This is a genomic window from Spirulina subsalsa FACHB-351 (genome assembly GCF_026130165.1).
GTDB classification, from domain to species: domain Bacteria; phylum Cyanobacteriota; class Cyanobacteriia; order Cyanobacteriales; family Spirulinaceae; genus Spirulina_A; species Spirulina_A subsalsa_A.
Genome location: NZ_JAIHOM010000010.1, coordinates 38,183 through 50,566 on the forward strand (window position 1 = coordinate 38,183; position 12,384 = coordinate 50,566).

Consider the following 12,384-nt stretch of genomic DNA (forward strand, 5'->3'; position numbering starts at 1 on the left):
GCTATTTTCGCACAGATACCTCGGAATGGCGAGTTAGCCATTCCTGCGGGAAGCTAACGGGAGTAGGCCAAACTCTAGCTAGGGTCTGCTGAATAACTGGAGCAGGGGAGCAGGGGGAGAAGTAATAGGGAATTGATAATTGATAATTGACAATTGATAATTGTTTCCGACTCCCGATTCCCGACACTCGGACTTATTCAGCAAGCCCTAGCTATACCGTTAAGTGTTATCTTGATGGTGCAGAACCGAGCAAACCTCTCAGTTGAATAGCCCCCTTATCATCCCCTATGGATAGTAGTAATATTGTTTTACAAACTCACCATCTCCAGAAAAAATATGGCGCGCTGCAAGCAGTCGAGGATGTGAGTTTAACGGTGCGCAAAGGCGATGTTTTCGGCTTTTTAGGTCCCAATGGTGCGGGGAAAACTACCACCATTAGCATGATTTTGGGTTTAACTCGTCCGACGCGGGGAGAGGTGCGGGTGTTAGAGCGTCGGGTAACTCCTCAAAAAAAACAAATTTTACGGCAAGTGGGGGCCTTGGTGGGAGCAATTCCGGGCTTGATTCCCTATCTCTCAGCCCGGGAGAATTTGCGGTTGATGAGTCAGTTATATCCCCAAGTCTCCTCCCAGCGTGTTGATGAGGTGTTGGAGTTGGTGGGTTTACAAGGGGTGGGGAAACGCCCGACTGCTCAGTTTTCCACGGGGATGAAACAACGGTTGGGGATGGGATTGGCGATTTTACATCAACCCCAGTTATTAGTGCTAGATGAACCCACTAACGGTATGGATCCCGCAGGAATGCAGGAAATGCGCCAGATTATTCTACAGTTGGCTAAGGAGGGGGTGACAATTTTCCTCTCTAGTCATTTGTTGAATGAGGTTGAACAGGTCTGTAATCGTATTGCGGTGCTACATCAGGGGAAATTGGTGGCCCAGGGTGCGATCGCCGAATTACGCGGAGAGGAAAAAAATGTCCGCGTGAAAGCCAAGGATTTAGATGCCGTGGAAAAGGTTTTACAAGGTTTACCCACCATTCCCCCTTTTCAACGCCAAGAGGAAGCCATTGATATTACAGGTCTAGACAGTGAATGGGTGATTCAGCAATTAGTAGAACATCAAGTCTATCCCGCGGAGGTCTTTTATACGGGTTATGATCTCGAACGGTTATTTCTAGAGTTAACCCAAAAAGCCCAAGGTTGATTAAATGGTTTCCCGTCCCATTTTGACTTTAAAGCGGGTCGTTTTCTATTGTATAATTGACCCAGTTTGAGGTCAGCAGCGACTTATGATCATGATTAACAATTCTTATTGTTAAAAATTCTCTGGTTCAAAAATCCTCAGTGATTTTTGCTTTTTAAGGCATTGCTCTTTGTGAAAAAAGAGAATTACAGGGGAGATAATTGAATTATACAAGGTTGAGGATTGGTAAACTTATTTGCCATTTTAATACTTTGTGAACTGCTTTGATTGACCTCAAGATAACTGGTACAGTCCAAACTCTCTATTTCAACCTAAATTACGAGCTAATATGGAAAAATTAGTGCGCGGTTTGCGTCACTTCCAAACCGATTATTTTAGTAAGCACCAAGACCTATTTCAACAACTTTCTTTAGGTCAACATCCCCGAGTTTTATTTATTACTTGTTCTGACTCCCGCATTGACCCCAATTTGATTACAGATGCCGATCCGGGAGAACTGTTTGTGATTCGGAATGCGGGGAATATCATTCCTCCTTACGGGGCAACCAATGGCGGGGAAGGTGCGGCCATTGAATACGCGGTACAAGCATTAGGCATCAAGGATATTATTGTTTGCGGTCATTCCCACTGTGGGGCAATGAAAGGACTGCTTAAATTAGACAAACTAGAGGAAGAAATGCCTTTAGTTTATGAGTGGTTAAAAGAAGCAGAGGCAACTCGCCGTTTAGTGAAAGAGAATTACTCTAACCTAACGGGAGAAGATTTATTAAGCATTACCATTGCGGAGAATGTTTTAACCCAAATTGAGAACCTGAGAACCTATCCGGTGATTCACTCAAAACTCCGTCAAGGGAAGCTACATCTCAGTGCTTGGGTGTATCATATTGAAAATGGCAAGGTGTTTGCCTATGATGCGGTTCGACATGAATATGTTGCGCCATCGAGTCCGTTAGAACCCTTAGATCCCGAGGAATTGCTACCTAACAGTATTGGACATCCTGCCAGTTGGTTATCTCCTGAACAAGCCCATCGTATTTATCGCGGATCCTATCATCATCAAACCCTTAAAAGTTAGGGCGAGTTGTCCTATTTAGGGCTTGCTGAATATCCCTCTCAGTAGTGTTTTGAGGAAAAGTGCAATGGAAACTGAAATTAATTGCGCAGAAGCTTGTGTTAATGGTTGTGTGTTGGGGGATCAATGTCCTAACCGTGAATATGTTAAACAAGCGAGCGAATTTATGGAAACGACTTCTTTAGACCAAATGCTAGAAATTGCGGAAGCGGCGCGTTTGAAGAAGTTAAGCGAACCGACCCAATGGGTCATTCCAGATGAAATTTAAAAAGATTGCCGAGAATTCCCCATCCCCTCGTGGGTGGGGATGAACTGTTCCCTTTGCTTTCCCTTGTGGATTACAAAACTCAAATGGAAACGCTATAGCTCCAGTAAACTCCTCAAAAGTTAACTGGGGGTATGGGGGAGGGTGATTTTAACGGTGGTGCCTTCTCCGAGTTGACTCTGAATCTGGAGAGTACCTTGGAGAAGATCAACATAGGTTTTGACAATGGCTAAACCTAAACCTGTGCCGGGGGTAGATCCGACGTTACTGGCACGATAGAAAGCTGTGCCGAGGTGTTCTTGAGCTTCGGGAGGGATGCCAATACCGCGATCGCACACTTCTAGAATTAAATGATTTTTCGTTTGGGTCATTTTCAATTCTACTGGGTCATCCGGTGAAGAATATTTTAGAGCATTGCTCAACAGGTTAATTAAAATTTGTTGTAATAACGTGCTATCAGTAATAAAAGCAACGGTTTGTTTTTCTTCTGTTTTGTCCTCAAATTTTAGGCGATGATCAGGATACTGTGCCTTTAATTGTTTTAGCAAACGCTGACAAAATTGGGAGACATTAATTAAATTCCATTTACACTGAAGTTGCTCCGATTCCCCTCGACTCAGAATTAGTAAATCATCCAATAAATGGGTTAAGTGAGCAACCGCGTCTTGAATCGCTTGGAGTTCCTCCTGTTGATCTTCTGGCGAAAGAGGATAGGAGGTAAGCAGTTCCACAGAACATTGAATAATTGTTAAGGGAGTGCGAAATTCATGGGAAGTTATGGTAATAAAATTAGATTTTAGTTCGCCCAGTTCTTTCTCTCGAATTAAGGTTTTTAGCATTTCCGCTTCTGCCCGTTTTCGTTCTTGAATTTCAAAGCCAATCATTAGATAATGTTGAGGTTTTCCCGCTTCATTAAAAAAGGGAATAAAGGTGACATTTACCCAATAGGTGCGTTGACGAGGGGTTTGATGTTGAATTTCCCCTTGCCAGATGAAATTATGCGCTAAGGTTGTCCAAACTTCTTGCCAAAATGTTTCGGACTCAGGAGGAACACAAAGATCACCATAAAAACGCCCCAATAATTGCTCAGGAGACGCTTGGGCTAATTCAGAAAATTTTTCGTTAACTTCTAAAATATGCCCCTGACTATCAACACTGGCAACCAGAGCAATTTGATCCAAGCCATATTTAAAATCGGAGAGGGTTTGTAGAGACTTTTGTAAGGCTTCTTCTGTTTGTTTATAGAGTGTAATGTCATCAGCAATCCCAACTAAACAATCAATACCACCGGAGGAATTGTGAATGGGAAAGGCTCGATTACGCAGCCAGCACACTGTGCCATCCTGTTGAATGATGCGAAATTCTTGGGAATCTTTTTCGACTAGATCCCTATTGTAAAAGTTAATCACTTTTTCCTGATCTGCGGGGTGGATTAAAGGATACCAAGCCGCAGGAAAAACCATTTCAGAGTCTTGACCTTCACCAAAAAATTTTTGATAGGCAGGGGATTGATATAGAATTTCAGTCCGTTCAGGATTGGTAATCCAAAAAATACTATCAATATGTTCAACCAGTTGGCGAAAATGGTCTTCCCCGGTGGCTAATTGGCTTTTACAAACCTGAATTTGTTGAGTTAATCGCTCATTAATTTCTGCTCGCATCAAATGATGTAATGCCGATTCGATTAGGGTTTTGCCATCAGTATATTGGGATAAATAATCCCCTTGGCAAAAATGTTGTAACAATTGGCGTACCCGAGGATTGAGGTCTGGGGAAGTGGGTGCAGGAGGGGGTATGATTTCTTCTGATGCTAGGGCTACGGAAGATTTTAGGGCTATTTCACCCCTTGGATGGAGTAACAGGGGCTGTCTTTGTTGAGCTTTTTGCTCTGCGTGATAGGCTTTTAAGCAGGATTCATAGGCTATGATGGCTACCCAGTTGCCTTGATCATCCAAAACGGGGGCGTGGTTGAGAGCATATTGCTCAAAATAACTCAAAATAGGGTATAAATTTTGAACTTCTGCTTCAATCAGGGTGTGAATGGGGGGTGTTACGATGTCTTGTAGGGATGTGGTGGCGAGATTCACCCCAGTTGCGATCGCACCCATAACCTCACTGGTGCTGAAAATACCTAAACAATGGACAGGTGCCACCGTTTGCACCACAACGGCATAGGATTTTCCGCTGCGGTGCATTCTTTGGACGGCATCAGAGATTAAAACGTCTCCGGCTATCATCAAGGGAGTACGATCTATCCAAGGGGTGGATAATCGGGTCAGAGAAAGAGGTAACACTTCACTAGCCCTCAGTATAAAAGTCAGTAAATCCTGAAAAACCCATCTCTCAAGAGAAGGGCGCTGACTACAAGGATAGTCAGTGTTTCCACTCATTGTGTCTAATCCCTTCGACAAGATCACGAAATTTTAAGGTTTTCTAAGGATTTCCTGACATAGCCACCCTAAAATAGGACTTGCTGAATAAGTGCAAGGTTGATTCTGAAAATAGATAATTGAACAATTATTTATTGTTACTTATGCCCATGAGCAAATTTATTCAGCAAGCCCTACCAATCATCGGAGGGGGAGGAGGGGGGGATGTCCCAATCGTCCACTAGCAGGGGGTTTTGCCAAGTTTTTTCTAGGGGCATCGGAACAATTTCGGGGGGTGTTTCTTCTAACTCAGCCCGAATTTTTATGGTGTCCTGCATGGGTTGGACAAATTTTACAATGGCATCTTTGACAAAGCCCTTCATAAATTGCTCTTTTTGCAACAATTTAAACTGAGTTTGCACAACTTCTGTCATACCACCATCGCCCCAATCTTGATTATGGCGGAAGTATTCAATAAAACTTTTCCCGGCAATGCGCGTTAAATAGGCGGCCGTGATGCCTTGGATGGTTTTCCCGACTAAATAGGTAGCTACATTGAGTTGGAGGAGGGTAGAGAGCATTTGCACCGCCCCTTTAACCACTCCTAAACTGACTAAAGTTTTGCCCAAAGAGAGGGCTAATTCACGGCCGCGTTCCATATTCAATTCACAGCCGTATATTTTGCCAATTTCGACCACCATTTGAGCATTAACGGCGGCCGTGGCGAGCAAATCCACCACGGGAACCGGAGTCACAGCAATCACCCCGGCCCCAATCCACTGGAAACGGTCAATAATTTTATCGGCCTGTCTGCGTCGTTGTTTGTCGATTAAGCGCCGCGCTTCTTCCCCTAAACGCTGGGATTGCAAGAGGATGTTGTCGGCAATGAGATCCTCCCCTTCGGCGCGTAAAACGGCGGCTAAACGGCGAATCAGGGGCATAATTTCCACCTCTGGCGTTACCCAGTCGCCACTGTCTAGGGCTACGGCTTGGGGATTCGCTGAGACGGCCACCACATCGGAGGGGGGAATAAAGGATTGAACGCGATCGCGCAACTGTTGCAAAATGACCTCTTGTTCTTGTTCCGTATAGAGATCCGCCTTATTTAACACAATGAGCGATCGCTTACCAATTTCCGCCAACACCCGCAACGGAGTATATTCCGACTGGCGCAAATCATTATCCACCACAAATAACAACAAATCCGCCTCCGTCGCCAACTGCCGGGCCAATTGTTCCCGTTGACTGCCCGCCTCCCCCACCTCTAAAATTCCCGGTGTATCGGTGATTAAAATTTCACGGGATAGACCTTGTAACTGCAAACGGTAGGTTTCCCCGGCCTGAGTCGTCCCCATCGGCGCGCCCACTTCCCCCACCATACGACCGATTAAACCATTCACCACCGAGGTTTTCCCCGCCGATCCCGTCCCGAAGACTACCACGCGAATATTACCCCGCGTTAAGTTGCGTTCAATTTCCTGCGATCGCTCCAACAGGGCCTGACGACTAATTTCATCCTGAATCTGCGCCACTTGTTGCCGAATCGCCTTTAAATTTTCCCCCGCCGCTTCAGTTTTCTGGGCGGGCAATTGCACCAAGCGGGCGCTATTACGGGACGTGGAACTTTTGCGTCCAGAAAAGAGATTGAAATAGTAAATAAACGCCGCAATTAGCACCCCCAACAGCACAATCAACAGCAACAGTAGAAGATTCGCTAAAAGCGGGGCGGTAAAGGAGATTTGGAAATAAAGCCGATAAATAGCATCCACCAACCAGATCATTAGCCCCAGAATAAAGCTAATCCCTACAATTAAAATCAATAGTCGGTAGATAGTCACGGTAAATAGGGAATAGGGAGTCAGGTTCGTAGTTGCGCTTTAGCGCCCAGTCGGGAGTCGGGAGTCGGGAGTCGGGAATCGGGAGTCGGGAGTCGGGGAATTAAGAATTATTACCTATTCCCTATTACCTATTCCCTATTCCCTATTACCTATTCCCCATTCCCGAACCGTCCTGAGAGGTTCGGAAAATACCACTTACAGAGATCATCCCCTCCCCGTCAGTATAGAAAGGAGAATAATCAGTTGTAAAGAGAGCAAGGGCAGGCTGAGAGCAAAGCTGGGTTCAGTTTCTCTTGGAAACTCATTGTTGTTAGCTTGGAGCAGACTTAATATTATGGCAAAAGTTGTCGGAATTGATTTAGGAACCACCAACTCCTGCGTAGCGGTCATGGAAGGGGGCAAACCTACCGTTATTGCTAACGCCGAGGGCTTTAGAACCACCCCCTCCGTCGTAGCCTATGCCAAAAATGGCGATCGCCTAGTGGGTCAAATTGCCAAACGTCAGGCCGTAATGAACCCCGCCAACACCTTTTATTCCGTAAAACGGTTCATCGGGCGGAAATCCGGCGAAGTAACCAACGAAACCACCGAAGTATCTTACAAAGTCCTACAAGACAGCAACGGCAACGTTAAACTCGACTGTCCCAACCTCAACAAACAGTTTGCCCCCGAAGAAATTGCCGCTCAAGTGCTGCGCAAACTGATTGAAGATGCCAGTAAATACCTCGGGGAAACCGTCACCCAAGCCGTGATTACCGTCCCCGCCTACTTTAACGACTCCCAACGTCAAGCCACCAAAGACGCAGGGAAAATTGCCGGGGTAGAAGTTCTGCGCATCATCAACGAACCCACCGCCGCCTCCCTCGCCTACGGTTTAGATAAAAAAAGCAATGAAACAATCCTCGTCTTTGACCTAGGGGGTGGAACCTTCGACGTATCCATCCTCGAAGTAGGCGACGGCGTATTTGAAGTATTAGCCACCTCCGGCGACACCCACCTAGGAGGCGACGATTTTGATAAAAAAATCGTAGACTACCTCGCCGAAGAATTCCGCAAAACTGAAGGCATTGACCTCCGCAAAGATAGTCAAGCCCTCCAACGGCTCACCGAAGCCGCCGAGAAAGCCAAAATCGAACTCTCCAGCGTCACTCAAGCGGAGATTAACCTCCCCTTCATCACCGCCACCCAAGACGGCCCCAAACACCTTGACACCACCCTCACCCGGGGTAAATTCGAGGAAATTTGTGCCGACCTCATCGACCGTTCTCGCATCCCCGTAGAAAACGCCATTCGGGATGCCAAAATCGACAAAAGCGCCATTGATGAAATCGTCCTCGTCGGCGGTTCCACCCGGATTCCCGCCGTTCAAGAACTGGTTAAACGGGTATTAGGTAAAGACCCCAACCAAAGCGTTAACCCAGATGAAGTGGTCGCCGTCGGTGCCGCCATTCAAGGGGGTGTTCTGGCCGGAGAAGTGAAAGATATCCTCCTGTTAGACGTGACTCCCCTCTCCCTTGGGGTAGAAACCTTGGGCGGTGTTATGACCAAAATCATCCCCCGCAACACCACCATCCCCACCAAAAAATCCGAAGTCTTCTCCACAGCCGTGGACGGACAGACCAACGTGGAAATCCACGTCCTGCAAGGGGAACGGGAAATGGCGAAGGATAACAAGAGCTTGGGAACCTTCCGCTTAGATGGCATTCCTCCCGCCGCTCGTGGGGTCCCCCAAATTGAAGTCACCTTTGATATTGACGCCAACGGGATTCTGAACGTCACCGCCAAAGACAAAGGCACCGGAAAAGAACAGTCCATCAGTATTACAGGGGCTTCCACCTTACCCGACACCGAAGTAGACCGCATGGTACGGGAAGCCGAAGCCAACGCCGCCGCCGACAAAGAGCGCCGGGAGAAAATCGACCGCAAGAACCAAGCCGACTCCTTGGTATACCAAGCAGACAAGCAGTTACAGGATTTAGGCGATAAAGTTTCGGCCGATGATAAAGCCAAAGCCGAAGCCTTAATCAAAGACCTGCGAGAAGCGGTACAGAAGGAAGACGACGAAAAAATTAAAACCGTCATGCCTGAGTTACAACAAACTCTCTACAGCATTGGTAGCAGTGTTTACCAAGATGCCGCCGGAGCCCCCGGTGCTGGCCCCGATGATGCTGGCCCCACGGGTGGCGGTTCCACAGGGGGCGGAGATGATGTGATTGATGCAGAATTCTCCGAAACCAAGGAATAAAAAGGGTCTGCTGAATAACAGGCTGCGGAGGGGAGAGAGTGTAAATTGCACTCTCTCCTCTCTTTTTTTCTGGACGTTTAAGTTGAATCAGGAAGCCCCATCCTCGCCAACGGCAGGGTGGGGTAGTTCACCCAACATCTTCAAACTTATAGCCAACGCCAACCACAGTTTTAAGAAAAGTGGGTTGGGAGGAGTCGGGTTCTATTTTTTTGCGCAATCTACCAATATGAGTATCCACTACTCGTTCATCGCCAAAAAAGTCATCTCCCCAGAGTTTTTCAATCAGTTGGCTACGACTCCAAACCCGGCCGGGATAACTTAAGAAGGTGGCTAAGAGATTAAATTCAAGGGGGGTTAAATCGAGGATTTCGGCCTCTTCTGACAGGGAACGAGTGGCAACCCGTTGCTCTAAATCAATGCGAAAATGAGCGGTTTGGTAGGTGCGACTGGGGGCTTGGCGTAAACTGCGACGGAGTAAAGCCCGGACACGGGCGACTAATTCCCGAGGACTAAAGGGTTTGACGAGGTAATCATCCGCCCCGGTGGAGAGGCCAATTACTCGGTCAATTTCTTCTCCTTTGGCGGTCAGCATGAGAATATAGGGGTCTTTGAGGTGGGTGGTTTGACGAATCCGGGTACAAACTTCCAGACCATCTAATTGGGGCAGCATTAAATCGAGGATAATCAGATCGGGTTGATAGAGACGAAAGTCCTCTAGTGCCTGTAAACCATCAGTGGCTAGGCGACAGGAAAAACCCTCACGAGTTAGGGTGTCTTGTAGGAGTTGACCGATTTCTGGGTCATCTTCGACGATTAGAAGTTCCATGAGGTTGATTAAAATATCAGCAATTCGGCGTTGGGGCTTATCTGCAATGTCGGGTGAAGACCCTCGGTTTTACCGACGGGATGAAACCCGACCAGTATAGAAACAGCGAAGCACGACTCTTTAGCTAAGGCTCAGGGATAGAGCATGACAATTTGTGCTGTATATGTTAGCATACATCTAGTTGTTTGAGGTCAATAAACAATGATTGTCTTGGAAATGAAAGCAGTATTAAAACCAAATCAGTCTACTGCCATTGATGATGCCATTGTTATTTGGGGGGCTTCCCCCCAAACCCCCTTTCGCACAGTTCAGTTCATCAGAAACAAAGCTTTAAGACTTTGGATGGATGCTAAACCAGAGGATAAAATAGATCAATATTCTCTCAATAAGTATTGTGCGGTTTTAGCCAAAGAATTTAAGTTCGCTAATGACCTTAACTCTACAGCTAGACAAGCATCGGCAGAAAGGGCATGGTCTGCTATTTCTCGTTTCTATGACAATTGTAAGAAGAAAGGTCAACCCCAATCAAACAACTACAAAAAAGCTAGGAAGAGATATGCCTTAAAACATTAAGGAAACTCGTTGAACCAAGAATCCCTCGCTTTTAGCGATGGGAGTGTCAACCGACTGTACAGTATAGAAGCTTAGGAAAAACAGTGAGAATTCTTCTGATTGAAGATGACGAGACATTGGCGGAACTGTTGACCGAAACGTTGATCAGTAATTACTATCTGGTAGATCATGCGACGGATGGTCAGACGGGATGGGATTTGGCGGAGGCTTTTGAATATGATTTGATCCTGTTGGATTTTCTCGTTCCCCAAATGAATGGGCTGGAGTTTTGCCAAGAATTGCGCAAAAAAGGCGATCGCACTCCCATTTTACTCATGACCGGAGATCAAAGCCAGACCCGCAAGGTGGCGATTTTAGACGCGGGGGCTGATGATTATTTAACCAAACCCTTCAATTTAGAGGAGTTATTAGCCCGGGTGCGCGCCCTCCTGCGACGGGGGAACGATATCGCCCTACCCGTGATTGAATGGGGGGAGCTTCATCTTGACCCGAGTAGTTGTATTGTCACCTTTCAAGGGCAACCTTTACGGTTAACCGCGAAAGAATACCAGATGTTAGACTTATTTTTGCGCAACCCAGAACGGATTTTTAGTCAAAGTGCCTTACTCGACAATCTTTGGTCCTTTGATGATCCCCCTTCAGAAAATGCCGTGCGCACCCAAATTAAGAGTCTACGGCAAAAGTTAAAACGGGCGGGAGCGGGAGATGTGATTGAAACCTTATATGGTCTGGGGTATCGTCTCAAGACTCCAGATGCCGTCTCGCCTCAACCCCCCGCCCCCCCAAAACCAAATAGCACCCCCCCGGCCAACTCCATGCCGAGTTACATGGTGAAGATTTGGGAGCGGAATCGAGATAAATATGATCAACGGATTGATATTATTGAACAGGCGATCGCGGCGTTACAGATTAATCCTGATGATGGGGAATGGCGAGACAAAAGTAAGCGAGAAGCTCATACTTTAGCCGGATCTTTGGGCAGTTTTGGACTCCACGGGGCCTCAGAACAAGCGCGGGTGATTGAGCAGTATTTACAGGCAACGCCCCTCAATTTGCCCCAACTCTCCCTAGCGGTGAACCATTTGCGGCAACTCCTTCACCCTACTCCCCAAACATCTCCCCCTTCTAGGATAGCTTCACCCTCCGTCCCCCTCCGGGAAAAAGCCTCTCTGCTCATTGTGGATCATGATGTAGCCTTAACGGAAGTGTTAAGTCAGGAAGCGCAACAGTGGGGAATAACCGTGCGTACCGCTTACAGTGTAGAACAAGCCCGGGATGCGATCGCCCAAGCCAAACCCGATATTATTCTACTCGACCTTAACTTTCCCCAAGCCCCAGGCGCCGGATTTGAACTCCTGACTGAACTTGCTCCTCCCAAGAGCAAAATTCCCATCGTCGTTTTCTCAGCCCGAGAAGACTTTGATCACCGTTTAAAAGTCGCCCGTTTAGGGGGGCAAGGCTTTTTACAAAAACCCCTCTCTCCCTTTCATGTTCTCGGCACCCTACAGCAAGTTCTCCATCAATCCAAGGCCACAGTGGCCACATTAATGATTGTGGATGACGACCCAGAACTTTTAGAGTGTTTAGAAGTTATCTTGAAACCTTGGGGATTTACTTTAATTCTCTTGGACAATCCTAAAACATTTTGGGATGTTCTCAAACAATCCCATCCTGATTTGCTAATTTTAGATGTACAAATGCCTCAAATTAGTGGAATTGAATTGTGCCAAGTCCTGCGCAACGATCCCCAATGGTACACCATTCCCATTCTTATTCTCTCAGCCCATCGGGACTCAGACACCATTCAACAGGTCTTTATGGCTGGAGCCGATGATTATATTCAAAAACCCATTGTTGAACCGGAATTAATTGCCCGCATTCTCAACCGTTTAGAACGGAGTCAGTTACAGCGCCGGGTTGCCATTTCTGGAAAACAGTAATCAGTACACTATGGAACTTCACAATTAATAATTATTAATTGTTCCCCATTCCCT

General features: G+C 46.7%; 8 protein-coding genes and 1 pseudogene. 6 read left to right on the forward strand and 3 right to left on the reverse strand.

Features of this window, described 5'->3' with window-relative positions; translation table 11 throughout:
* Positions 1-287: 287 nt before the first annotated feature.
* The 3 genes from K4A83_RS03155 to K4A83_RS03165 all read left to right on the forward strand — a co-directional run bounded on the left by K4A83_RS03155 (position 288) and on the right by K4A83_RS03165 (position 2,542).
* Positions 288-1,202, forward strand: a complete 915-nt coding sequence (locus K4A83_RS03155) for an ABC transporter ATP-binding protein (RefSeq protein ID WP_265262946.1) — start codon at positions 288-290, stop codon at positions 1,200-1,202.
* A 328-nt stretch (positions 1,203-1,530) separates the two neighbouring features.
* Positions 1,531-2,277, forward strand: coding sequence for a carbonic anhydrase (locus K4A83_RS03160; protein ID WP_265262947.1), 747 nt, complete (start codon positions 1,531-1,533; stop codon positions 2,275-2,277).
* Between the two features lie 64 nt (positions 2,278-2,341).
* A complete protein-coding gene (locus tag K4A83_RS03165) occupies positions 2,342-2,542 on the forward strand; it encodes a hypothetical protein (RefSeq protein ID WP_265262948.1) in 201 nt (66 codons plus the stop codon).
* A gap of 119 nt (positions 2,543-2,661) precedes the next feature.
* Here the strand turns inward: K4A83_RS03165 and K4A83_RS03170 are convergent, their stop codons facing one another.
* Positions 2,662-4,929, reverse strand: coding sequence for an ATP-binding protein (locus tag K4A83_RS03170; RefSeq protein ID WP_265262950.1), 2,268 nt, complete (start codon positions 4,927-4,929; stop codon positions 2,662-2,664).
* 173 nt (positions 4,930-5,102) lie between these two features.
* Complete coding sequence (locus tag K4A83_RS03175) at positions 5,103-6,746, reverse strand: YcjF family protein (RefSeq protein ID WP_265262951.1); 1,644 nt, start codon at positions 6,744-6,746, stop codon at positions 5,103-5,105.
* Between the two features lie 334 nt (positions 6,747-7,080).
* On the opposite strand from K4A83_RS03175, the gene dnaK reads away from it, so the two are divergent.
* Positions 7,081-8,991 (forward strand): molecular chaperone DnaK, encoded by a 1,911-nt coding sequence (gene dnaK, locus K4A83_RS03180; protein WP_265262952.1) that lies wholly within the window; start codon positions 7,081-7,083, stop codon positions 8,989-8,991.
* 127 nt (positions 8,992-9,118) lie between these two features.
* Here the strand turns inward: dnaK and K4A83_RS03185 are convergent, their stop codons facing one another.
* Positions 9,119-9,817, reverse strand: a complete 699-nt coding sequence (locus tag K4A83_RS03185; RefSeq protein WP_265262953.1) for a response regulator transcription factor — start codon at positions 9,815-9,817, stop codon at positions 9,119-9,121.
* Between the two features lie 201 nt (positions 9,818-10,018).
* Between K4A83_RS03185 and K4A83_RS03190 the strand changes: the two are divergent.
* Both K4A83_RS03190 and K4A83_RS03195 read left to right on the forward strand, forming a co-directional pair.
* Positions 10,019-10,330 (forward strand): annotated as a pseudogene (locus tag K4A83_RS03190) (hypothetical protein); the annotation flags it as partial.
* Positions 10,331-10,473: 143 nt separating this feature from the next.
* Entirely contained in the window at positions 10,474-12,330 is a 1,857-nt protein-coding gene (locus tag K4A83_RS03195; protein WP_265262955.1) for a response regulator, read from the forward strand.
* Positions 12,331-12,384: the final 54 nt, after the last annotated feature.